23 protein-coding genes and 1 riboswitch are annotated in these 23,151 nt (G+C 70.7%); of the genes, 11 read left to right on the top strand and 12 right to left on the bottom strand.

The annotated features are described in order from the left end of the window. Positions 1 to 73: 73 nt before the first annotated feature. Entirely contained in the window at positions 74 to 1,591 is a 1,518-nt protein-coding gene (locus tag AB0C96_RS20135) for a gamma-aminobutyraldehyde dehydrogenase (RefSeq protein WP_362919023.1), read from the bottom strand. Positions 1,592 to 1,792: 201 nt separating this feature from the next. Between AB0C96_RS20135 and AB0C96_RS20140 the strand changes: the two genes are divergently transcribed. Both AB0C96_RS20140 and AB0C96_RS20145 read left to right on the top strand, forming a co-directional pair. Continuing rightward, complete coding sequence (locus AB0C96_RS20140; protein ID WP_362919024.1) at positions 1,793 to 2,416, top strand: NADAR family protein; 624 nt, start codon at positions 1,793 to 1,795, stop codon at positions 2,414 to 2,416. 303 nt (positions 2,417 to 2,719) lie between these two features. Next, positions 2,720 to 3,742 (top strand): adenosine deaminase, encoded by a 1,023-nt coding sequence (locus AB0C96_RS20145; protein WP_362919025.1) that lies wholly within the window; start codon positions 2,720 to 2,722, stop codon positions 3,740 to 3,742. Between the two features lie 129 nt (positions 3,743 to 3,871). Here the strand turns inward: AB0C96_RS20145 and AB0C96_RS20150 are convergent, their stop codons facing one another. Together AB0C96_RS20150 and AB0C96_RS20155 are read right to left on the bottom strand one after the other, a co-directional pair. Beyond that, a complete protein-coding gene (locus AB0C96_RS20150) occupies positions 3,872 to 5,053 on the bottom strand; it encodes a spermidine/putrescine ABC transporter substrate-binding protein (protein WP_362919026.1) in 1,182 nt (393 codons plus the stop codon). Between the two features lie 143 nt (positions 5,054 to 5,196). Beyond that, entirely contained in the window at positions 5,197 to 6,651 is a 1,455-nt protein-coding gene (locus tag AB0C96_RS20155; protein ID WP_362919027.1) for a gamma-aminobutyraldehyde dehydrogenase, read from the bottom strand. A gap of 177 nt (positions 6,652 to 6,828) precedes the next feature. Here AB0C96_RS20155 and AB0C96_RS20160 point away from each other — a divergent pair, with 177 nt between their 5' ends. The 4 genes from AB0C96_RS20160 (at position 6,829) to AB0C96_RS20175 (ending at position 10,791) form a co-directional block, all read left to right on the top strand. Next, entirely contained in the window at positions 6,829 to 7,314 is a 486-nt protein-coding gene (locus AB0C96_RS20160) for an Lrp/AsnC family transcriptional regulator (protein WP_043266334.1), read from the top strand. Positions 7,315 to 7,316: 2 nt separating this feature from the next. Continuing rightward, positions 7,317 to 8,678: an aspartate aminotransferase family protein gene (locus AB0C96_RS20165; protein WP_362919028.1), complete on the top strand. Its 1,362-nt coding sequence runs from the start codon at positions 7,317 to 7,319 to the stop codon at positions 8,676 to 8,678. Positions 8,679 to 8,899: 221 nt separating this feature from the next. Beyond that, positions 8,900 to 9,640 carry an ATP-binding cassette domain-containing protein gene (locus AB0C96_RS20170; protein ID WP_362919029.1) on the top strand — a complete coding sequence of 247 codons (741 nt, stop codon included), beginning with the start codon at positions 8,900 to 8,902 and terminating at the stop codon, positions 9,638 to 9,640. Then, positions 9,622 to 10,791 (top strand): hypothetical protein, encoded by a 1,170-nt coding sequence (locus AB0C96_RS20175; protein WP_362919030.1) that lies wholly within the window; start codon positions 9,622 to 9,624, stop codon positions 10,789 to 10,791. Before AB0C96_RS20170 ends, AB0C96_RS20175 begins: the two co-directional genes overlap by 19 nt. Before the next feature lie 111 nt (positions 10,792 to 10,902). Here the strand turns inward: AB0C96_RS20175 and AB0C96_RS20180 are convergent, their stop codons facing one another. Then, entirely contained in the window at positions 10,903 to 11,346 is a 444-nt protein-coding gene (locus AB0C96_RS20180; protein WP_362919031.1) for a RidA family protein, read from the bottom strand. 155 nt (positions 11,347 to 11,501) lie between these two features. Between AB0C96_RS20180 and AB0C96_RS20185 the strand changes: the two genes are divergently transcribed. The 3 genes from AB0C96_RS20185 to AB0C96_RS20195 all read left to right on the top strand — a co-directional run bounded on the left by AB0C96_RS20185 (position 11,502) and on the right by AB0C96_RS20195 (position 14,246). Beyond that, a complete protein-coding gene (locus tag AB0C96_RS20185; RefSeq protein WP_362919032.1) occupies positions 11,502 to 11,909 on the top strand; it encodes a MarR family transcriptional regulator in 408 nt (135 codons plus the stop codon). A 1-nt stretch (position 11,910) separates the two neighbouring features. Continuing rightward, positions 11,911 to 13,062: a Rossmann fold nucleotide-binding protein gene (locus AB0C96_RS20190; protein ID WP_362919033.1), complete on the top strand. Its 1,152-nt coding sequence runs from the start codon at positions 11,911 to 11,913 to the stop codon at positions 13,060 to 13,062. 176 nt (positions 13,063 to 13,238) lie between these two features. Then, a complete protein-coding gene (locus AB0C96_RS20195; RefSeq protein WP_362919035.1) occupies positions 13,239 to 14,246 on the top strand; it encodes a hypothetical protein in 1,008 nt (335 codons plus the stop codon). Here AB0C96_RS20195 and AB0C96_RS20200 read toward each other — a convergent pair. The 6 genes from AB0C96_RS20200 to AB0C96_RS20225 all read right to left on the bottom strand — a co-directional run bounded on the left by AB0C96_RS20200 (position 14,227) and on the right by AB0C96_RS20225 (position 20,733). After that, positions 14,227 to 15,309, bottom strand: coding sequence for an ABC transporter ATP-binding protein (locus AB0C96_RS20200; protein ID WP_362919036.1), 1,083 nt, complete (start codon positions 15,307 to 15,309; stop codon positions 14,227 to 14,229). The genes AB0C96_RS20195 and AB0C96_RS20200 overlap by 20 nt on opposite strands. Next, positions 15,310 to 16,995 (bottom strand): iron ABC transporter permease, encoded by a 1,686-nt coding sequence (locus tag AB0C96_RS20205; protein ID WP_362919069.1) that lies wholly within the window; start codon positions 16,993 to 16,995, stop codon positions 15,310 to 15,312. A gap of 53 nt (positions 16,996 to 17,048) precedes the next feature. Beyond that, a complete protein-coding gene (locus tag AB0C96_RS20210) occupies positions 17,049 to 18,125 on the bottom strand; it encodes a thiamine ABC transporter substrate-binding protein (protein WP_362919037.1) in 1,077 nt (358 codons plus the stop codon). Positions 18,126 to 18,231: 106 nt separating this feature from the next. Then, positions 18,232 to 18,352, bottom strand: a riboswitch (TPP riboswitch). A gap of 33 nt (positions 18,353 to 18,385) precedes the next feature. Beyond that, positions 18,386 to 19,492, bottom strand: a complete 1,107-nt coding sequence (gene rlmN / locus AB0C96_RS20215; protein WP_362919038.1) for a 23S rRNA (adenine(2503)-C(2))-methyltransferase RlmN — start codon at positions 19,490 to 19,492, stop codon at positions 18,386 to 18,388. A 124-nt stretch (positions 19,493 to 19,616) separates the two neighbouring features. Further along, positions 19,617 to 20,021 (bottom strand): DUF6333 family protein, encoded by a 405-nt coding sequence (locus AB0C96_RS20220; RefSeq protein WP_362919039.1) that lies wholly within the window; start codon positions 20,019 to 20,021, stop codon positions 19,617 to 19,619. Positions 20,022 to 20,109: 88 nt separating this feature from the next. After that, on the bottom strand, positions 20,110 to 20,733 hold the full coding sequence (locus AB0C96_RS20225; protein ID WP_362919040.1) for a TetR/AcrR family transcriptional regulator: 624 nt from the start codon (positions 20,731 to 20,733) through the stop codon (positions 20,110 to 20,112). A 69-nt stretch (positions 20,734 to 20,802) separates the two neighbouring features. Between AB0C96_RS20225 and AB0C96_RS20230 the strand changes: the two genes are divergently transcribed. Further along, a complete protein-coding gene (locus tag AB0C96_RS20230; RefSeq protein ID WP_362919041.1) occupies positions 20,803 to 21,030 on the top strand; it encodes a hypothetical protein in 228 nt (75 codons plus the stop codon). Continuing rightward, on the top strand, positions 21,027 to 21,197 hold the full coding sequence (locus tag AB0C96_RS20235) for a hypothetical protein (protein WP_362919042.1): 171 nt from the start codon (positions 21,027 to 21,029) through the stop codon (positions 21,195 to 21,197). The genes AB0C96_RS20230 and AB0C96_RS20235 overlap by 4 nt, the downstream gene beginning before the upstream one ends. 190 nt (positions 21,198 to 21,387) lie before the next feature. Here AB0C96_RS20235 and AB0C96_RS20240 read toward each other — a convergent pair whose 3' ends face one another. Beyond that, entirely contained in the window at positions 21,388 to 22,554 is a 1,167-nt protein-coding gene (locus AB0C96_RS20240) for a phosphatidate cytidylyltransferase (protein ID WP_362919043.1), read from the bottom strand. Continuing rightward, a complete protein-coding gene (gene frr, locus AB0C96_RS20245; RefSeq protein WP_033269513.1) occupies positions 22,554 to 23,111 on the bottom strand; it encodes a ribosome recycling factor in 558 nt (185 codons plus the stop codon). Before frr ends, AB0C96_RS20240 begins: the two co-directional genes overlap by 1 nt. Between the last annotated feature and the right edge of the window lie 40 nt (positions 23,112 to 23,151).

Below are 23,151 nucleotides of genomic sequence, written 5' to 3' on the forward strand. Positions count from 1 at the left end.
GTGACGGTGCGCGCGGCGCTGGCCGCAGAGGTGGGCCGCGGGGGCCCGGTGGGGGGCTCGGTCCGGGGGTCGCCTACGGGCGGTCCCCGAAGATCGTGCGGTGCCAGTCCTTCCTGGCGACCGCGGTGTTGTCGTACATCACGTGCTTGACCTGGGTGTACTCCTCGAAGGAGTAGGCCGACATGTCCTTGCCGAAACCGGATGCCTTGGCGCCGCCATGCGGCATCTCGCTGATGATCGGGATGTGGTCGTTGACCCAGACGCAGCCGGCGTTGATCTCGCGGGTGGCGCGGCCGGTGCGGTAGACGTCGCGGCTCCAGGCGGAGGCGGCCAGCCCGTAGGGGGTGTCGTTGGCCAGCGCGATGCCCTCGTCGTCGCTGTCGAAGGGCAGCACGACCAGCACCGGGCCGAAGATCTCGGCCTGGACGGCCTCGCTGTCCTGCGCGGCCCCGGCGATCAGGGTGGGCCGGTAGTACGCGCCCTTGGCCAGCTCGCCCTGGGGGGCCTCGCCGCCGGTGACGACGGTGGCGTAGCCGCGCGCCCGCTCGACGAAGCCGGCCACCCGGTCGCGCTGGGTGTGCGAGATCAGCGGGCCCAGGTCGGTGGACGGGTCGAAGGGGTCGCCGAGCCGTACGGTCGTCATCAGGTCGGCGACGCCGCTGACGAACGCGTCGTAGAGCGGGCGCTGGACGTAGGCGCGGGTGGCGGCGGTGCAGTCCTGGCCGGTGTTGATCAGCGCCCCGGCGACCGCCCCGTGCACGGCGGCCTCCAGGTCCGCGTCGTCGAAGACCACGAAGGGCGCCTTGCCGCCCAGCTCCAGGTGCAGCCGCTTGACGGTGCCGGTGGCGATCTCGGCGACGCGCTTGCCGACGGGGGTCGAGCCGGTGAAGGAGGTCATGGCGACCGAGCGGTGGCCCACCAGGTGCTCACCGGCGTCCCGGCCGGCACCGGAGACGATGTTGAGCACGCCGTCCGGGAGTCCGGCGCGCTGGGCGGCCTGGGCGAAGAGCAGCGAGGTCAGCGGGGTGATCTCGGCGGGCTTCAGAACGATGGTGTTGCCCGCGGCGATGGCCGGCAGCACCTTCCAGGCGGCCATCTGCAGCGGATAGTTCCACGGCGCGATGGAGCCGACGACGCCGATGGGCTCACGGCGGATGACGGAGGTGTGGTCGGCGCTGTATTCGCCGGCCGCCTTGCCCTCCAGATGGCGGGCGGCACCGGCGAAGAACGCGGCATTGTCGATCGAGCCCGGCACGTCGAACTCGGTGCTGAGCTTGATCGGCTTTCCGCAGTTCAGGGATTCGGCGAAGGCGAGATCGGCGGCGTCCTCGGCGAGCGCCGCGGCGAAGCGGTGCAGGGTGTCCGAGCGCTCGCCGGGGGTGGCCCCGCCCCACTCCGGGAAGGCCTGCTGGGCGGCCTCGACGGCCGCGTCGACGTCCGCGGTGCCGGCGAGTTCATAGGAGTACACCGTCTCGCCGGTCGCCGGGTCCACGACCGCCTGGGTACGGCCGGAGGTGCCGCTGCGGAGACTGCCTGCGATGAATTGCGCGCCCTGACCGAAGCGCTCGGTGACGTCGAATCGGTGATCCATGGTGCTCTCCTCCGCCGGGCGCCGGGGCCGCTCAGCGGCACTGCCTGGCGTAGCTACTTCCGGAATTGATGGCCGATCTTGACAGAGCAAAGCGGCCTCAACAAGTGATTCCGTTGTTGCCTTTTGGTTACGCGACGAATTCTGCGATTTCCAGGGCACCCACCCCGACACGTTGTCAGTGCCCGCTGACAGAATCCCGGCATGATGCACGACAGCACGGGGACGACCACCAATGCCGGCGGGATACGGGCCGCGGACGGGCCGCGCTCGGTCGAGGAACTGTGCCGGGAAGCCGCCGCCGGGAAGCGCATGAAGTACGTCCATTTCTGGGGACACAGCCCGCGGCGGGACGGCAGCCTCGGCGCCAGTTGCTTCAGCCAGTGGTGGCCCGCCCCCTTCACGGTCGACGGCACCACCTACGCCACCGCCGAGCACTGGATGATGGCCGGCAAGGCCCGGCTCTTCGAGGACGTGGAGGCAGAGCGGCGGGCGATAGCCGCCGGCCACCCCAAGCAGGCCAAGGACGCCGGGCGGATGGTTCGCGGCTTCGACGAGCAGATCTGGCAGCGCCACCGCTTCGACCTGGTCGTCGAGGGCAGCGTCCACAAATTCGGCCAGCAAACCGCGCTGCGGGAGTACCTGCTGGGCACGGGCTCCCGAGTACTGGTCGAGGCCAGCCCGCTGGACCGGATCTGGGGCATCGGCCTCGCCGCCGACGACGAGCGCGCCGGCAACCCGGAGCGCTGGCGGGGGCTGAACCTCCTGGGCTTCGCACTAATGGAGACCCGCCAGCGGCTGCGGGAGGCGAACGACCGGGAGCAGTAGCGCTGGCCGGACGGAACGGCGGTGGTCGTGGCCGGTAGGTGGTCGTGGCCGGCCTGTGGTCGTGGCCGGCCTGTGGTCGTGGCCGGCCGGTGAACGAGGTCGGCTGGTGGACCAGGTCGGCCGGTCCTCAAGGTCCATCGACCGTCACGGGCCGTCGACCATCACGGTCCGTCGAACGTCACAGGCCCTCGACCGTCACGGTCCGTCGACCGTCGAGGCCCGTCGACCCTCCACCGGTCGGCCCGCATAGCATGACCGGGCCGTTCCGCACACCCTGCACACCCCACTGACCAGGAGGATCCGTTGTCCGATCTCGATGCCTTCATCGCGGGCCTGCCCAAGGCGGAGCTGCACGTCCACCACGTCGGATCGGCCTCACCGCGCATCGTCTCCGAGCTGGCGGCCCGGCACCCCGACTCGGCCGTCCCCACCGACCCCGAAGCGCTCGCCGACTACTTCACCTTCCGCGACTTCGCGCACTTCGTCGAGGTCTACCTCTCCGTCGTGGACCTGATCCGCGACGCCGAGGACGTCCGGCTGCTGACGTACGAGGTGGCCCGGGACATGGCCCGACAGCAGATCCGCTACGCCGAGCTGACCATCACCCCCTTCAGCTCCACCCGCCGCGGCATCCCCGACGCGGCGTTCGTCGAAGCCATCGAGGAAGCCCGCAAGGCCGCGGAGTCCGAGCTGGGGGTCGTCCTGCGCTGGTGCTTCGACATCCCCGGGGAGGCGGGCCTGGAGGCCGCGGAGGAGACCGCCCGGATCGCCTGTGACCTGCGGCCCGAGGGCCTGGTCTCGTTCGGTCTCGGCGGCCCCGAGATCGGCGTCCCCCGCCCGCAGTTCAAGCCGTACTTCGACCGCGCGATCGCCGCCGGACTGCACTCCGTACCGCACGCCGGAGAGACCACCGGCCCCGGCACCATCTGGGACGCCCTGAACGACCTGCGCGCCGAGCGCATCGGCCACGGCACCAGCGCCACCCAGGACCCCAAGCTGCTGGCGCACCTCGCCGAGCACCGCATCCCGCTGGAGGTCTGCCCGACCTCCAACATCGCCACCCGCGCGGTGCGCACCCTGGACGAGCACCCCCTCAAGGAGATGGTCGACGCGGGCGTGCTGGTCACGATCAACAGCGACGACCCGCCGATGTTCGGCACCGACCTCAACACCGAATTCGGCGTCGCCGCCCGCCTGTTGGACCTCGACGCGCACGGCGTGGCCGCCCTCGCCAAGAACGCCGTCGAGGCCTCCTTCATGGACGCGCCGGCGAAGGCCCGCCTGACGGCCGAGATCGACGCGTACACGGCGTCCTGGCGCGGCTAGCACAGCCAGGCCCCGGCCGACGAGGGCGTTCCCCTCCGGGAGCGCCCTCGCGGTGCAGGTCGGCCGCACGGGACGGGACGGACCGAGCCGGCGCCGCCGCCCGGACCCAGGGCCGCTGCCGGCGCAGGCTCACAGCCCGACGATCGCGTTCCACTCCTTGGCGAACCCCGTGCGCTCCTTGGAGGTGATGTCCCGGGCGATCGCCAGCCGCTTGCGCATCGTGTCGTCGGGGAAGATCAGCGGGTCCTCGGCTAGCGCCGCCAGGTCCTTGTCCTTGGAAGAGGCCAGCACGTCCCGCGCGGCCGGTACGGGGCAGACGTAGTTGACCCAGGCGGCCAGCTCCGCGGCGACCTCCGGCTCGTAGTAGTAGTCGATCAACCGCTCGGCGTTGCGCTTGTGATCGGCGAGGTTGGGGATCATCAGGCTCTCCGCCCACAGCTCCGCGCCCTCCTGCGGCACCACGAACTCGATGTCCGGGTTGTCCGCCTGGAGTTGGATCACGTCGCCCGAGTAGGCCTGCGCGGCGAGCACGTCACCGGAGGCCAGGTCCTTGATGTAGTCGTTGCCGGTGAACCGCCGGATGTGGCCCTTGCGGACGAGGCGGCGCACCTGGTCGGTCATCCGGTGGAAGTCGTCGGCGGTCCAGCGGGTGACGTCCACCCCGTTGCCCTGCATGAGCAGGGCGAACGCCTCGTCGAGCCCGGAGAGCAAGGTGACCCGGCCGCGCAGGTCGTCCTTCCACAGGTCGGAGGTGTGCTTGATCTCCCGGCCGAGTCTCCGGCGGTTGTAGGCGATACCGGTGATCCCGGACTGCCAGGGCACCGAGTGCATCCGGCCGGGGTCGAAGTGCGGGGTGCGCAGCAGCGGATCGAGGTGCCGGGCGACGTTCGGTTGGGCGGCCCGGTCCATCGTCTGTACCCAGCCCAGCCGGACGAACCGGGCGCACATCCAGTCGCTGATGACGATCAGATCCCGGCCGGTGCCCTGGTGGTTCATCAGCGCGGGGCTGATCTTGCCGAAGAACTCGTCGTTGTCGTTGATCTCCTCGGTGTAGGTGACGGAGATCCCGGTGCGCCGCTCGAACGCGTCGAGGGTGGGCCGGCGCTGCTTGTCGTGGTCGTCGACGTCGATGTAGAGCGGCCAGTTGGCGAAGGCGATCTTCCGGTCCCGCGCCGAGCGGTCGGTGCCCGCCCGGTCCGCCGCCCCGACGTACGCGGGCGGCACTCCGCATCCGGTCATGGCGGCCAGCGCCCCGGTCACACCCATGCCGCCCATGCCGCGGAGCAGCGCCCGCCGCGAAAGATCAACCATGGCGAGCACTCTCACGTGCCGCGGGCGGAGGCGGCAAGAGGACAGAGCGTCAACTGCCGGGCCTCCGCCCGCGACGGTGTGTCGAGCCTTCCGTGTCGCTCGACGGTGAAGATCTCCCGGACCGGCCGGACCGGCCGGCCGGCTCAGCCGTCCAGCGAGGTCATCACGTGCTTGATGCGGGTGTAGTCGTCGAAGCCGTAGGCCGAAAGGTCCTTGCCGTAACCGGACTTCTTGAATCCACCGTGCGGCATCTCGGCGACCAGCGGGATGTGGGTGTTGATCCACACACAGCCGAAGTCGAGGCTCTTGGACATCCGCATGGCGCGGGCGTGGTCCTTGGTCCACACCGAGGACGCGAGCGCGTACTCGACGCCGTTGGCCCACTCCACCGCCTGCTTCTCGTCGCTGAACGACTGGACGGTGATGACCGGGCCGAAGACCTCGTGCTGGATGATCTCGTCGTCCTGCTTGAGACCGGAGACGACGGTCGGGGCAAAGAAGTAGCCCTTCTCGCCGACCTGCTCGCCGCCCGCCTCGATCTTGGCGTGCGCGGGCAGCCGCTCGATGAAGCCCTTGACCTGCTGGAGCTGGTTGGCGTTGTTCAGCGGACCGTAGAGCACGTCCTCGTCGTCGATCGCGCCGGTCTTGGTCTCCGAGGCGGCCTTGGCCAGCGCGGCGACGAACTCGTCGTGGATGGACTCCTGGACGAGGACCCGGGTCGCGGCCGTACAGTCCTGGCCGGCGTTGAAGTAACCGGCGACCGAGATGTCCTCGACGGCCTTGGCGATGTCGGTGTCCTCGAAGACCACGACGGGCGCCTTGCCGCCCAGCTCCAGGTGGACCCGCTTGAGGTCCTTGGACGCGGACTCGGCGACCTGCATACCGGCGCGCACCGAGCCGGTGATCGAGGCCATCGCCGGGACCTTGTGCTCGACCATCAGACGGCCGGTCTCACGGTCACCGCAGATGACGTTGAACACGCCGCGGGGGTGGCCGAGTTCGTCCAGCACGCTGCCGATGATGTCGGCGATCAGTACCGTCGAGGCCGGGGTGGTGTCGGAGGGCTTGATGACGACGGTGTTGCCCGCGGCCAGCGCCGGGGCGAACTTCCACACGGCCATCATCATCGGGTAGTTCCACGGCGCGACCTGGGCGCAGACGCCGACCGGCTCGCGGCGGATGATGGAGGTGAAGCCGTCCATGTACTCGCCGGCCGAGCGGCCCTCCAGCATCCGGGCGGCACCCGCGAAGAAGCGGATCTGGTCCACCATCGGCGGGATCTCCTCGGAGCGTACGAGGGCGATCGGCTTGCCGCAGTTCTCGGACTCGGCGGCGATCAGCTCCTCGGCCCGCTCCTCGAAGCGGTCGGCGATCTTGAGCAGGACCTTCTGGCGCTCTGCCGGGATCAGGTCGCGCCAGACGGGGAAGGCGGCTTCGGCGGCAGCCATCGCCGCGTCCACGTCGGCGGCGCCCGAGAGCGGGGCGGTGGCGTACGCCTCGCCCGTCGCCGGGTTGACCACCTCCGTGGTCCGCCCGTCGGCGGCGTCCCGGAACTCCCCGTCGATGTAGTTGCGCAGACGACGCAGTGCGGTGGTCACTGTGCGCCCCCTTCAGTCAGAAGTCAGGTGGTTTGGGTCCACCCTAGCCGCGGGACCCACGTTTTCAACACACCCGCCACTCGGGAACAACGGAATCAGTTAATTTTCGACCTCATCACAACTAATTTCATCGATTCGGGGTTGCGGGACCGACGAGGCTCGTGCACAGTGAAGGACGTGGCGCCTTCTCGTAACAGTCCTGACAGAACCGGCACTCCGTCGATCGACTCCGTCTCCCTGGCGATCATCGAGCAGCTCCAGGAGGACGGACGCCGTCCATACGCCGCGATCGGCAAGGCCGTGGGCCTGTCCGAGGCGGCGGTGCGGCAACGCGTACAGAAACTGCTCGACCAAGGCGTGATGCAGATCGTCGCGGTCACCGACCCCCTCACGGTCGGTTTCCGACGACAGGCAATGGTCGGCATCAACGTCGAGGGTGACCTCGACCCCGTGGCGGACGCCCTGACGACCATGGAAGAAGTCGAGTACGTCGTCATGACGGCAGGCTCCTTCGATCTCATCATCGAGATCGTCTGCGAGGACGACGACCACCTGCTGGAAATGATCAACAAGCGGATCCGCACGCTTCCCGGCGTTCGATCCACCGAGAGCTTCGTGTACCTCAAGCTCCGTAAGCAGACCTACACCTGGGGAACGAGATAGCAATGAGTCGCGACCTCTCCAAGACGGCATACGACCACCTGTGGATGCACTTCACCCGCATGTCGTCGTACGAGAACGCCCCCGTGCCCACCATCGTGCGCGGTGAGGGCACCAACATCTACGACGACAAGGGCAAGCGCTACATCGACGGCCTCGCCGGCCTCTTCGTGGTCAACGCCGGCCACGGCCGGGTCGAGCTCGCCGAGACCGCCTACAAGCAGGCGCAGGAGCTCGCCTTCTTCCCCGTGTGGTCCTACGCCCACCCCAAGGCCGTGGAGCTGGCCGAGCGCCTGGCCCACCACGCCCCGGGCGACCTCAACAAGGTCTTCTTCACCACGGGTGGCGGCGAGGCGGTCGAGACCGCCTGGAAGCTGGCCAAGCAGTACTTCAAGCTCACCGGCAAGCCCACCAAGCACAAGGTCATATCCCGTGCGGTGGCCTACCACGGCACCCCCCAGGGCGCCCTGTCGATCACCGGCCTGCCGGCCCTGAAGGCCCCCTTCGAGCCGCTGGTCCCCGGCGCGCACAAGGTCCCGAACACCAACATCTACCGCGCCCCGATCCACGGCGACGACCCCGAGGCCTTCGGCCGCTGGGCCGCCGACCAGATCGAGCAGCAGATCCTCTTCGAGGGCCCCGAGACCGTCGCCGCGGTCTTCCTGGAGCCGGTGCAGAACGCCGGTGGTTGCTTCCCGCCGCCGCCCGGCTACTTCCAGCGGGTCCGCGAGATCTGCGACCAGTACGACGTGCTGCTCGTCTCCGACGAGGTCATCTGCGCCTTCGGTCGTCTGGGCACGATGTTCGCCTGTGACAAGTTCGGCTACGTGCCGGACATGATCACCTGCGCCAAGGGCATGACCTCGGGCTACTCTCCGATCGGTGCCTGCATCGTCTCCGACCGCCTGGCCGAGCCGTTCTACAAGGGCGACAACACCTTCCTGCACGGCTACACCTTCGGCGGCCACCCGGTCTCCGCGGCCGTCGGCCTCGCCAACCTCGACATCTTCGAGCGCGAGGGCCTCAACCAGCACGTCCTCGACAACGAGGGCAACTTCCTGAGCACCCTCCAGAAGCTGCACGACCTGCCGATCGTCGGCGACGTCCGCGGCAACGGCTTCTTCTACGGCATCGAGCTCGTCAAGGACAAGGTCACCAAGGAGTCCTTCAACGAGGCCGAGACCGAGCGTGTCCTCTACGGCTTCCTCTCCAAGGCCCTGTACGAGAACGGCCTCTACTGCCGCGCCGACGACCGTGGCGACCCGGTCATCCAGCTCGCCCCGCCGCTGATCGCCGACCAGGCGGTCTTCGACGAGATCGAGCAGATCCTGCGCGCGGTCCTCACCGAGGCGTGGACCAAGCTCTGACCTGCGCACCACCTCCTGGTTCTGCGTCGGATACACACAACTGAACACCCAGCGGCTCAGGTTCACTCACTTCAAGCCATACGAGTGAATCTGGGCCGTTGTGCTGCCAAGCGGCGAATACCGGGGGTCACCAATCCTTACCGTGCTAGTGACCGATACCCTCCATGGTCGTTCACCCGCTTGGGGGAACGAATCGATGCGAACAATCACGAGGTGCGCAGATGGTGGCCCCGCCTGACAACGACGTTCTCTGGGCCCGCGGCCTGCACCACACGTATGGCGGTACCACGGCCCTGGCCGGGGTCTCCCTCGGCGTCCGCGAAGGCGAGATCCTCACAGTCACCGGGCCACGAGGCAGCGGCAAGAGCACGCTTCTGAAGTGCCTCTCCGGTCAACTCGTCCCCACTGAGGGCGAGGTGTGGTTCAACAGTGCCCCCGTGCACACGCTCTCCTCCCCCAGCCGCGAACGGCTGCGCCTCGACCGGTTCGGCTGGATCGACACCGAACCGCACCTCGTCCCCGAACTCACCGCCTGGGAGAACGCCGCCCTCCCGCTACTACTGCGCGGCACCGGCTCCCGCTCCGCCAAGCACACCGCCATCGAATGGCTGGACCGCCTCGACGTGGGCATGTGCGCCCGCCGCCGCCCCCGGCAGCTGGACCAGTCCCAGCGCCAGCGCGTCGCCATCGCCCGGGCGCTCGCCACCACCCCGCAGGTGCTGTTCGCCGACGAGCCGACCGCTCCGCTGCACCACGCCGACGGCACCCAGGTGCTGCGTACGCTGACCACCGCGGCCCGCTCGCACCAGATCACCGTGATCCTGGCGACCCACGCCCCCGAGGTCGCCACCCTCGCCGACCGGTCCATCGCGCTCCTCGACGGTCGCCCGTCGACCGCCACCGCCACCACCACCGGTTCCTCCGATGAGGAAAGCAGGGCAGCGTGCTCGCTCTCCGTCTAGCCCGCGGCTCTCACCCCCTCGTTCTGCTGCGCCGGCTCTGCGTCGTCGCGGCAGCGGCCGGCACCGGCTTTCTCCTGCTGTCCACCGTCGGGCACGCCGCCGGCCACCCGGCCGCGGCCGACGAATCGCTGACGCGCCTCCTGTGGTGCGCGGCCCCGCTCGCCGCCACCGCCCAGTTCGCGGTGTCCACCGCGCGTACGGACCCCGCCGCCCGGCCGCAGCGCGGTATGACCGCTGCCGGCCTCGGCCCGCTCCGGCTCACCCTCCTCGCCACCGCCTCCACCGCGCTGACCTGTCTCCTCGGCGTCCTCCTCGCGCTGATCGTCTTCTTCCGCCTCCGCGGCGAGCTCGGCGGCTCCGCCGGCTCGCCCCTCGGCATCGACGCCGACCTGCTCGGCACCGGCCACCCGGTGCCGCTGGTCGGCGCCCTGATGCTGCTGACGCTCGTCCCGCTGACCGCCGCCACCGCGACCGCCGTCTCCCTCCGCCCCCGCGAGGAGGCCGGCTCGCCCGACGCCGGGGGTCGCCTCCGAACCTCCCCGCCCTCCGGACTCCCCTGGGGCATCGCGCTGGCCGCGGCCGGCCTGGCGATCGAGGCGTACACCAGCCCGGGCACCGCAGCCCACGACGGACTGCTGCCGCTGCCGGGCCGACTGCTCGGCAGTCCCCCGGGCGTACTGGCCGGCTGGGCCCTCTCCGCGTTCGGGCTGGTCCTGGCCGGCCCCGGTCTGGTGCATCTGTGCGGCCGCATGCTGTGCGCCGGCCGCCCCGGCGCGCTGCGCCTGCTGTCCGGGCGCGTACTCCAGGAGGAGGCGCACCGTCTGGGTCGCCCGCTGGGCGTCCTGTGCGCGGTCGGCTCCGCCGCCTACGCCGCCGTGAAGGTCTACAGCACCACTCCCTCCCATCCCTTCGGCCCGCTCACCGTCATCGGCACGGCGGTCGTCCTCGCCTGTGTCACCGCCAGCGCACTCACCGCCGCCGTGGAATCCCGCTCGGCTCGCGCCCACATCACCGCGGCCCTGCGCCGCCTGGGCGCCTCCGGCTCGGTGCTCCGCAGGGCCGCGGCGCTGCGGGTCCTGTCCCTGGTGATCGTGCTGGCCCCCCTGACGTGGACCGTGGCCGAGATGGCGATGCTTCCGCTGGCGCATTGAGAGGCCTGTGGCGCACGGGCCATCGCCCGGTCCCGGGCGGCGGCCACCGCCGCGGGGCGGCCCGCCGAAACGGCTCCGACCGAGGAGCGGTGCCGCGCAACGGCGGCCCGCTCAGCGGGCCAGCGCCGTGACCTCGACCTCTATCTGCCAGTCCGGCTGGGCCAGTGCGGACACTTCGAGGAGGGTGTCCGCCGGGTAGGGCTCGGCGAGGAACTCCTCGCGCAGGGCGATGACATCGTCGAGGTGGGCGGCCATGTCCGTGACGAAGATGCCCACCTTCACCACGTCGGCCAGCGAGGCGCCCGCGGCGGAGAGGACCCGCTCGACATTCGCGAACGCCTGCCGCCCTTGGGCGAGGAAGTCGTCCGACACCGTCCGGCCCCGCTCGTCGATGCCCGCCTGGCCGGAGACATGGATCAGCCCGCCCGCCTTGATCGCCTGCGAGATCCGGTACGGCGCGTACCAGTCCGGCGTCGTCGCGATCCGCTCGATCCCCTGCGCCAGCTGCGCCGTTGCCACGGTCTCCGCGGCGTCGGTCGTCGTCGTGCGCGTCATGGTCGCCCCTCTCCCCTGGGTCCATGTACATACATTACTTGCATGCACATACATAAGTTTCTGCTGCATGTACGCTGCTGTCAAGCCCCGCCGGACATCCCACCGGAAACCCCAACGGGCGCTGTGGGCACGACAGAAGACAAAGGCGGACGGCGATGGACGCGGAGCACTGGGACCGGTTCGGAGCGCTGCACACACGCGTCGAGCAGGAGTTGGCGAGGGCCCTTCAGCAGCACCACGGCCTGGGACTGTCGGAGTACCGCGCGCTGGCCCGCCTGGCCGAAGCGGACGACGGGGAGCTGCGGATGCAGGAGCTCGCCGACCTCATCGGCCTCAACCAGAGCTCCGTGAGCCGACTGGCCGCCCGCCTGGAATCGTCCGGCCTGACCCGCCGGGACCTGTGCCCCGACGACCGGCGCGGCGTCTACAGCGTCATCACCGACGCCGGCCGGGACGCCCAGAAGGAGGCGCGTCCGACGTACGACGACGCCCTGCGCACCGCACTGGACGCCGCGGCCACCGACGGGCACCTCCGCCCCCTCGTGGAGTCGCTGCGGCCCTAACATGGCGGTCGTGCAGCCGAATTCACAGCCTCCAGCGCCCCGCCGCCGCGACCACGACCACGAGATCGAGTCCCTTGAGGAGTTCGACCGGGTCGCCGCCTCGGGCAGTCTCGCCGGACACCGCATCCAGTCAGTGGATCTGACGGACCGTACGTTCGCGCTGCTCAGCACGGACACCACGGACTCTGTGTTCCTCGGCTGCGTCATGGAACCGGACGCGGCCGCGAAGGTGCGGGCCGGGGGCGCGCTGGTCTTCCCGCCGATACCGGGCCTGCCGTTCGACCCCTACCGCGGCGGTCTGTACGGACCGGACGAACTCTTCGAGGGGCTGGTCGACTCCGGCTACGAGACCACCCCGGACGCCCGCGCCTACCACTGGTGCCGACAGACCGCGTCGGACGGCGACATCTTCGCCTCGATGCTCCGCAGCATCCACGACGACGCCGTCTCCGACGCCCTCGACGAGCACCTCGCCGGTGCGCAGGTCGTGGGCGTCATGGGCGGGCACGCCCTGGAACGCGGCACCGCCGCGTACGCGGGCGCCGCCCGGCTCGGCCGCCGACTCACCCGGGACGGCCTGACCGTCGCCACCGGCGGCGGCCCCGGCGCGATGGAAGCGGCGAACCTCGGGGCGTACGCCGCGCCCTTCGAGGACGGGATGCTCGACGCGGCGCTGGCGCTGCTGTCCAAGACACCGCACTTCACCCCGTCGGTCACGGAGTGGGCGCGGGCCGCGTTCGACGTGCGCCGGGACCGGCCGGGCGGCGGTGCCTCGGTCGGCATCCCCACCTGGTTCTACGGCCACGAGCCGCCCAACGCCTTCGCGACCCACATCGCCAAGTACTTCGTCAACGCGGTGCGCGAGGACGGACTGCTGGCGCGCTCGAACGCCGGTGTCGTGTTCCTGCCGGGCGCCGCCGGCACCGTACAGGAGATCTTCGACAACGCGACGCCGAACTACTACGGGTCGCGGGGCGAGCCGCGGCCGATGGTCCTCGTGGACCGTGCGCACTGGACCGAGGAGCTGCCCGCCTGGCCGCTGCTCCGGGCGCTGGCCGCGGACCGCCCCATGGCGGCCCAGATCGCCCTGGTCGACTCGGTGGACGAGGTCCCCGAGGCGCTGGCCCGCCTCCGGGCCGGGGCGGCCGCCTGACCCGGCGCGCCCCGATCGCACGCCGCTCCCCCGCTCACCGAGGGCTCCGCCGCCGCGCTCCCCGGCACGGTCGTCCGAGCTCTTTGCCCCTGTGAGGCAACTCCCGTCCCGAAATGCGCGTCTGCCAGGCCAGGTAATGAACAGGTAATGCTGACAGCGGGCGAACGGAGCTCTTGGTGATCATCGGCCTTCTGACGGCCGTAGCGGCGTCGGCCTGCTACGGCACGGGTTCGGTCCTACAGGCGGTGGGGTCGCGCAAGTCCGCCCGCCGGGAGGCGGCCAGGGCCTCCTCCACCGGTGTCACCCAGCACGGTGGTCCCAGCCTCTCCTCCACCGCGAAGGCCGCCGTGACCTGGGAGTTCATGGTGGGCACGGTGCTGGACTTCATAGGCTTCGGGCTGGGCGCCCTGGCGGCCCGCCTGCTGCCGCTGTTCCTGTCCCAGACCGTGATCAGCGCCAATCTCGTGATCACCGCGGTGCTGAGCATCAAACTGCTCGGCATCCGGCTCAGCCGGGCCGAGTGGGGCTCCATCGCCGTGGTCTGCTCGGCGCTGGTACTGCTCGCCACGGCCGCGGGACCGGAGGGCAGCGGCCACACTCCGATCGCCACGCACTGGTGGCTGCTGGTCGCTTCCCTGGTGCTCATCGGGGGCGGCACGCTGATCGTGCGCCTCCTGGGGGCGCGGGCCGCAATCCTGGCCGGTCTGCTCTCCGGCCTGGGCTTCGGCGCGCTCGGCGTCGGCGTCCGGGTGCTGAACGGCGTGTCCCCGTTCGATCTGCCCTCGCTGCTCGGTGACCCCGCGCTCTACGCGATTCTGGTGGCCGGCATCGGGGGGATGTACCTGCACACCGTCGCGTTGCAGATCGGTTCGGTGAACGGCGCCACGGCGGCGCTGGTGGTGGGCGAGACCGTGGTTCCGGGCATCCTCGGGGTGCTGTGGCTCGGCGACTCGTCCCGGCCGGGCTTCGCCTGGATCGCCGTCCTGGGATTCGTGGTGGCCGTGGCCGGGGCGGTCGCGGTGGCCTGGTTCGGCGAAGCGGACGAACCGGAGACGGAGCCGCGGACCGGGCCGGCGACGGCGCCCGGCGCGGAGCCGGGGGCGGCACCGGGACGGCGGTCCGCGGCGGGCGGGGCACAGGCCCCGGCCACGCGGGAAGAGGCCGTCACCCTCCCCCGCGGGTAGCGGCGTCCAGGACCACCACGTCCTGGGCGACGAAGGCGACCCCCGTCCGCTCCCCCACCTCGGGGGCGTCCCGCAACGCGCAGGCCGCCTCCACCTGCGGCCCCCCGGCCGGCTGGAGCAGCAGGGCGACATGGGTGCCGCGGAAGGTACGGGCCGTGACCGTACAGGGCAGGCCCTCGGCGGCGGGCGTGAGCCGTACCCCGGCCGGCCGGACGAGCAGCCGGCAGGGGCCGTCCGGGGTACCGGCGGGGACGGGCACCTTCCCCCAGGGGGTGGCGGCGGATCCGCCCTGCACCGTCGCCTCGACGACGTTGTCGAAGCCGAGGAAGCGGGCGACGAACTCGGTGGCCGGCCGCTGCCAGACCTCCAGCGGAGTGCCGGTCTGGGCGATCCGGCCGTCCTGCATCACCACGACCCGGTCGGCGAGCGCGAACGCCTCGCCCTGGTCGTGGGTGACGGCCAGCACGGTCGTTCCCAACTCGCGGAAGAGCCGCCGTAGTTCGACGACCAGCCGCTCGCGCAGGCCACGGTCGAGCTGACCGAGCGGCTCGTCCAGCATCAGCAGGCGGGGACGGGGGGCGAGCGCGCGGGCCAGGGCGACCCGCTGCTGTTCGCCACCGGACAGGGAGGCCACAGCGCGGCGTTGGGCGCCCGGCAGCCCGACGAGGTCCAGCAGTTCGGTGACCGTGCGCTCCTGCTCGGCGCGCGAGGAGCCCCGCATCCGCAGCCCGAAGGCGACATTGCCGGCCACGTCGCGCTGGGGGAAGAGCTGATGGTCCTGGAACATCAGGCCCACCCCGCGCCGATGCGTGGGCACGCCGGCCTGGTCGCGCCCCTCCAGCAACACCCGTCCGGCATCGGCCTGGTGGAGGCCGGCGACCACCCGCAGCAGGGTGGACTTGCCGCTGCCGCTCGGCCCCAGGACGCAGACGATCTCGTGCGCGGCGACGTCCAGGTCCACCGCGTCGAGGGCGGGGCTACCGGACGGGTCGAAGCGGACGGTCACCCCGCCCAGCCGCAGCAGTTGCTGCGGCTGTCCAGTGGTCCCGATCCGTGCGGTCATCTAGAACTCCCCGGTGTGGTCGATGGGGGTACCCCCGGCCGAGCCCGTGCGCGGCTGCGGGCGGGCGCGCTCCAGGGCCAGCAAGGCGCCGGCGCACACCACCATCAAGATGGTCGACAGGGCCATCGCCTGCCCGTAGTTGAGCTCTCCGGCACGTCCCAGCAGCCGCGCCACAGCCACCGGCAGCGTCGGACGGTCCGGCCGTGCGATGAAGACCGTGGCGCCGAACTCACCCAGCGAGATGGCGAAGGCGAAGCCCGCGGCGATCAGCAGTGCCCGGCGCACCATCGGCAGATCGACCTCGCGCCACACCCGCCACGGTGAGGCGCCGAGCACGGCGGCCGCCTCGCGCAGCCGCCCGTCGACGGCCCGCAGGACCGGGAGCATCGTGCGGACCACGAAGGGCACCCCCACCAGCGCCTGGGCGAGCGGGACCAGCCACCACGAGGTGCGCAGGTCCAGCGGCGGCTCGTCGAGGGTGATCAGGAAGCCGAAGCCGACGGTGACCGCGGAGACGCCCAGGGGCAGCATCAGCAGCCCGTCGAAGCCCCGGACCAGCCGGCTGACCAGCGGAATCCGCCCCGACGGGCCGCGGCGCAGCCGGGGCAGGGCCAGCGCGGCGGCGGCCAGTCCGCCCACCACCAGCGCGATCGCGGTGGCCGCCGCCCCGTAGGCAAGGGAGTTCCACACGGCCTCCAAGGGGGCGACCGCGAAGGCGCTGTCGGCGCCCGTGGCCGAGCCCAGTGAGGTGTAGAAGACCGTTCCATGGCCGTCCGGTCCGGCGAACGACCGCTCCACGAGCACCGCCAGGGGCGCGATCAGCAGGACGGCGATGACCAGGAGCGTTCCCCACAGCAGCGCCCACTGGCCGCGGCCGCGCGGCCGATGGGCGGTCCGGGCGGCGTCCACCAGCCGCAGTGCGGACTCCCTGCGGCGCACCGTCCAGGCGTGCAGCGCCAGTACGCCGAGCACCGCCACGAACTGGATCATGGTGAGGACCGCGGCCGTCGGCAGATCCAGGAAGTCCGCGGTCTGTCGGTAGATCTCCACCTCCAGCGTCGAGAAGGTGGGTCCGCCGAGGATCTGCACCACCCCGAAGGAGGTGAAGGTGAAGAGGAAGACCATCAGGGCGGCGGCCGCGACGGCCGGCCCCAGGGCGGGCAGCGTCACCCGCCGCCAGGCCGCGAACCGTCCGGCGCCCAGCACCCGCGCGGCCTCCTCCTGGCGCGGATCGAGCTGCCCCCAGAGCCCGCCGACGGTGCGTACCACCACCGCGTAGTTGAAGAAGACGTGCGCCAGCAGGATCGCCCATACCGAGGTGTCCAGGCGCACGCCCCACAGGTCGTCCAGCAGTCCGCCCCGCCCGAGCAGCGCCAGGAAGGCCGCGCCGACGACGACGGTGGGCAGCACGAACGGCACCGCCACCACCGCCCGCAGCAGCTGTTTGCCGGGGAAGTCGAAGCGCGCGAAGACATAGGCACCGGGCAGCGCGACCAGCAGGGTCAGCGCGGTCGAGGCGGCGGCCTGCCAGACGGTGAACCACAGGACGTGCACGATGCCCGGGTCGCTGAGCACCGCGCCGAAGCGGCCGAGCTGCCACTGTCCGCCGTCCTTCAGTCCCCGGCCGACGATCGCGACGACCGGGTAGCCGAAGAACAGCGCGAAGAAGGCGAGCGGCACCGCCATCAGGCCGAGCCGCACCGCCGTTCCCCGCGCCGGTCCGCGGCGCCAAGTGGTGGCTACTTCAGAACGAGCGAGGACCACTGCTTGATCCACTGTTCACGGTTCTGGGTGATCGTCTCCGGGGCCAGCGTCGTCGGCTTGTCGATCGTCGCGCCGTACTTGGTGAACACCTCCGGCACCGTGGCGTCCTTGCGTGCCGGGTTGACGAACATCTGGAGGGGCACGTCCTCCTGGAACGTCCGGCTCAGCAGGAAGTCCAGCAGCGCCTTGCCGCCCTTCTCGTTCTTCGCGCCCTTCAGGAGCCCGCCGAACTCGATCTGCCGGAAGCAGGTGCCGGTCGCGACGCCGGTGGGTGCCTCCTTCGGCGCGGGCTTCTTGCCGAGCACCTCGGCGGGCGGGCTGGAGGCGTAGGAGACCACCAGCGGCTTGTCGCCCTTGTCCTTGCCGGCCGCGGAGCCCGAGAACCGCTCGTTATAGGCCTGCTCCCAGCCGTCGACCACCTCGACGCCGTTGGCCTTGAGCTTCTTCCAGTAGCCCTGCCAGCCGTCGTTGCCGTACGCGGCGATGGTGGCGAGCTGGAAGGCGAGCCCCGGGGAGGAGGTCGCGGAGTTCTCGGTGACGAGCAGGCCCTTGTACTGCGGCTTGACGAGGTCGTCGAAGGTCTTCGGCGGCGCGATCTTGTGCTTGGCGAAGTAGCCGCGGTCGTAGTTGACGCAGATGTCGCCGTAGTCGAGCGGGGTGACGCGGTGCCGGTCCTTGTCGAGTTGCAGCGCCGCCGGGACGCTGTCCAGGCCCTTGGCCCGGTACGGGCTGAACAGGCCGGCCTTCAGCCCGCGGGAGAGCAGGATGTTGTCGATGCCGAAGAACACATCGCCCTGCGGATTGTCCTTCGACAGGATCGCCTGGTTGACGGCCTTGCCGGCGTCCCCGCCCCCGAGGACCTTCACCTTGTAGCCGCTCTCCTTCTCGAAGGCGGCGAGGACGGACTTCGACGCGCGGAACGAGTCATGGCTGACGAGCGTGACGGTCTTGGCGTCCGCGCTGCCGCCGCCCTGACTGCCGCATGCGGCGAGTGTGGTCATAGCGACCGCGGCGGCAACGGCCGCCGCGGTGATCCTGCTCGTGGTGCTCACTGATTCTTCCTCCTGGCTGGCCAGGAAGAGACGCGGCCCTGCCCGGTGTCCGCGGCTCGCGACGTCCGACGACGTGGCGCGGGTGACTCCGGGCAGGGCGCAACAGCATGAGTGACGACCGAACTTCCTACCCGGAATGACCCGGGCGAGGTTCAAGGGTCTGCGGGCACCGTAGGACTACGACGCATCCGCACTCTCAGCGCTGTGGCGCTCCCCTGTCGGAATGTGCATTTGTTCGGTCACACGGTACCAGCGGGTGGTCAGCGCTCCGAGGCGGCCAGCTGCCCGCACGCGCCGTCGATCTCCTGCCCACGGGTGTCACGAACGGTCACCGGCACCCCGTGCGCCTCGATGGCCCGCACGAACGCCCGCTCGTCCTCGGGGCGCGAGGCGGTCCACTTCGACCCGGGGGTGGGGTTCAGCGGAATCAGGTTCACATGGACGCGGTTGCCCTTGAGCAGCCGCCCCAGCAGGTCACCGCGCCACGCCTGGTCGTTGATGTCCCGGATCAGGGCGTACTCGATCGAGATGCGCCGCCCGGACTTCTCCGCGTAACTCCAGGCCGCGTCCAGCACCTCGCGCACCTTCCAGCGCGTGTTGACGGGCACGAGGGTGTCGCGCAGCTCGTCGTCCGGTGCGTGCAGCGAGACCGCCAGCCGGCACTTGAAGCCCTCGTCGGCGAACCGGAGCATCGCCGGGACCAGGCCGACCGTGGAGACGGTGATGCCCCGCTGGGACAGCCCGAGACCGTCCGGCTCGGGGTCGGTCAGCCGCCGGATCGCGCCGACGACCCTCTTGTAGTTGGCCAGCGGCTCGCCCATCCCCATGAAGACGATGTTGGACAGCCGCGCCGGGCCGCCCGGCACCTCGCCGTCGCGCAGCGCCCGCATCCCGTCGACGATCTGGTGCACGATCTCGGCGGTGGACAGGTTGCGGTCCAGCCCCGCCTGCCCCGTGGCGCAGAACGGGCAGTTCATTCCGCAGCCGGCCTGCGAGGAGATGCACATGGTGACCCGGTCCGGGTAGCGCATCAGCACGGACTCGACGAGCGTGCCGTCGTGCAGCTTCCACAGGGTCTTGCGGGTGGTGTCGTCATCGCACGAGATGTGCCGTACGACGTTCATCAGGTCCGGCAGCAGTGCGCCGGCCAGCTTCTCGCGCGCCGCCGCCGGAATGTCGGTCCACTGCGCCGGGTCGTGCGCGTAACGGGCGAAGTAGTGCTGCGACAGCTGCTTGGCGCGGAACGGCTTCTCACCGATCTCGGCCACCGCGTCGCGGCGCTCGGCGGGGCTGAGGTCGGCGAGGTGCCGAGGGGGCTGCTTGGCCCCGCGCGGCGCGACGAAAGTGAGTTCTCCGGGTGCAGGCATGGTTCGTCCAGTGTCGCAGATCATTTGGCGCGCCCCAGGTCAGGCTGGTGAGGGGACGAACACCCTCGGTCGTCGCCGGTCATCGTCGGCCGACCGCGCGGGGATTCTGCCGGCCGGCACGTCGTCACCCACCGATGAAGTACAGCCCCTCCATGTGGTGGGTGGAGCTCTTGGTGTGGCGGACCGTGAGTACGGAGGTCTCCAGATGCGTCCGGGGCCACGGGTCGGCCTCCCCCCGGGCCAGGCCGACGAAGGCGGACCACTCCACCTCCTCGGGCTCGGCGTCCAGGTCGACGTCGATGTCCTCCAGCATCTCGCCGGTGATGCCGAGGGCCGCGGCAACCGCGTGCGGGTCGCCGGTCAGCTCCCAGGGGTCCATCCCGGGCCATCCGGAGGCGTGGAACAGGGTGCCGTCGGGCAGCCACACGATGTCCTCGGTGTGGGACTCGCCGCAGTCCACCTCCACCCGGCCGACGATCCGCGCATCCGGGTAGCGCTCGCGCAGGCGGCCCACCTCGTACAGCCCCATGCCCCGGCCTGCACCAGGTCGACCAACTCGCTTGCCGACGCGGCACCTTCGCCCCGGCAGTGTGCGCGACGCCTCCGGCGTCCGGCGTTCATCCGGCCCCGGACAGATCCTCCAGGTGAGCGGCCAGCACCTGACGGCACATCTGGGCGCCGAGGATGTCGGGGTGGCGTACCGCGCTGAGGGAGAGACCGTCGAGGAGCGAGGTCAGGCGCTCGGTCTCGATGGCGATGTCGCGTCCGGGGCGCAGCGTGCCGGACTCGTCGAGCCGGGTGAGGACGCGGTGCACCAGCCTTCTGGTGCCGGCGGCGGCCTGGTGGGCGAGGTCCTGGAAGGCCGGATTGGTGCGGGCCGCGGCGTTGAAGTCGAGGAAGACGGTGACCTCCGCGCCGCGGCGTTCGTCCAGCGGCAGCAGCTCGGCCAGGAGGTCGGTCACGAGGCGGAGCCGCTCCGCGCAGGGATACCGGCCCAGGTCCCCGATGCGCTCGACGTGCTGGAGCAGCCGATCGGTGAGGCCGTCGAGCATCGACTGCATCGCGAAGTCCATCAGCTCCTGCTGGCTGGCGAAGTAGTGGCGCAGCGAGCCGATGTTGAGCCCGGCCTCGTCGGCGACGGCGCGCAGCGAGGTGCGTTGCAGGCCGTCGCGAACCACGACTCGGAACAGCGCGTCGACGACCGCGCGGCGGCGGGCGTCCGGATCCACGACCTTCGGCATGCCGCCTTTGTATCACGCCCGTGATACATTGTTTTTTATCACATGCGTGATACAAAAACGGGAGGACTCATGGAGCGGTACCTCAACCTCATGCTCATCAGGTTCGGCGTCATCGCGGGCGGCCTGGTGGTGCTGGCCCTGGTGGTCTTCGCCGTCGCCGTGGTGCTGAAGCGCCGGGGCCGGCTCGAACAGGCCCGCCGGTACGCGGACCCCGCCCTGCGCGCCGCCCTGCGGGCGGCGGCCCGCCGCCTGGAGGACGGCCCCTCCCGTGCGCGCCAGCGGGACGGCCGGCGATGAACGGCCTCGCGATGAACGCGTCCGATGTCGCCCATCACCTGCTGATGGACTACGCACTCAAGGGCGTCATCGTCGCCGTGGCGCTGATCGTCCTGGCGCTGGGGATGGCGGCGATCTGGCGGTGGGCCGGCCGCGGCACGGACCGGCGACCGGGAACCCGCGGGTGACGGCCGGCGCCGACCCAAGCGGCGCGCCACCGCTTCCGCAACCACCACCACTGCCACTCCCACTCCCACTGCCACTGCCACTGCCACTTCCACTTCCACACAAAAAGCCCCCCGCCAGCAGATCACCGCTAGCAGGGGGCTTTGCGTCAGCCTCAGCCTCGGGGCCGCACGACCCCGGGCACCGTCGGGCTCAGCCCGATCCCACGAAGACCACGAACAGCAGCCAGACCACCGGAGCGGTCGGCAGCAGCGAGTCCAGACGGTCCATGATGCCGCCGTGGCCGGGCAGCAAGGTGCCCATGTCCTTGATGCCCAGATCGCGTTTGATCATGGACTCGCCGAGGTCACCGAGCGTGGCACTGGCCGCGACCGCGAGGCCCAGCAGCAGGCCCTGCCACCACGAACCGCCCACGATCAGGAACTCCATGCACAGGGCGCCGGCGGCCATCGCGAAGAGCACCGCGCCGACGAGGCCCTCGCGGGTCTTCCCGGGGCTGATCCGCGGCGCGAGCTTGTGCTTGCCGAACCGCCAGCCGACCGCGTACGCACCGGTGTCGCTGACGACCGTCAACAGCAGGAACGTGACCACCCGCTGCGGCCCGTCGGCCTCGGCCGCGAGCATCAGCGCCACGAACGTCGCCAGGAACGGCACGTAGAACGCCGCGAAGACGCCGGCGGTGACGTCCCGCAGGTAGTTCTCGGGCGCCTCGGTCATCCGCCAGACCAGGACGGCGAGCGCGGTGAGCGCCATCGCCACCCACGCCCCCTCGGCGCCGCGCACGTATCCGGCGACCACCATGGCGGTGCCACCGACCGCGAGCGGCACCAGCGGCACCCGGATGTCCTTGCGCTCCGCCAGCCGCGAGGTCAGCTCCCACAGCCCCACGACGACCGCGATCGCGATCACGCCGATGAAGACGGGCTTGTAGACGAAGAGCGACGCGAGGATGACCGCACCGAGGCCGACACCCACCCCTATCGCGGCACGCAGGTTGCGGCCCGCGCTCTTCTTCTGCGGCTTCGCTGAGTCCGCCGAACGGTCGGACCCGGGAAAAGAGGTGGGCATGGGCTCCTGCGGCTCTTCCTCGCGGAACAGGGGGCCGCTCAGTCGAGCAGCCCCCCGGTCGTCCGGGTGGTCCCGGTCATCCCGGATGTCCCGATATTCCCGGTCGTCGTCCTGGTGTCCGCCTGGCTCGGGCACGATGGGCATGGGCCGAGTCTGCGCCGCCGCGCCCCAGTCGTGCACGGGACCCGCCGGGGCGGGCGGCGCCGCCCCGCGAAGCGAGGAGGCCAGTCCGTGGTCGGGCGGCCCCCATTGGCCGGCGCCGGGCGAGGCCCCCCAGGATGACTCGTTCATCAGACCTCTAGGAGCTCGGATTCCTTGTGCTTGAGCAGCTCGTCCACCTGCGCGACGTACTTCGCGGTGGTGTCGTCGAGCTCCTTCTCCGCGCGGCGCACCTCGTCCTCGCCGGACTCCTTGTCCTTGACGAGCTTGTCCAGCGCCTCCTTGGCCTTGCGCCGGACGCTGCGGATCGAGATCTTCGAGTCCTCGGCCTTGTTCTTGGCGACCTTGATGAACTCCTTGCGGCGCTCCTCGGTCAGCTCCGGGAAGGTCACCCGGATGATGCTGCCGTCGTTGCTCGGGTTGACGCCGAGGTCGGAGTCGCGGATCGCCTGCTCGATGTTGCGCAGCGCGCTCTTGTCGAACGGGGTGACCACGGCCATCCGCGGCTCGGGGACCGAGAACGACGCCAGCTGGTTGATCGGCGTCATCGCACCGTAGTAGTCCGCCACGATCTTGTTGAACATCGCCGGGTGCGCACGTCCGGTGCGAATCGCGGCGAAGTCCTCCTTGGCGACCACGACGGCCTTCTCCATCTTCTCCTCGGCTTCGAGGAGGATCTCTTCGATCACCACTTGCTCCTGGTCTTTTCGGTAAGAAGCAGAGCCTCGC

Source organism: Streptomyces sp. NPDC048506 (assembly GCF_040651315.1).
Classification (GTDB): Bacteria; Actinomycetota; Actinomycetes; order Streptomycetales; family Streptomycetaceae; genus Streptomyces.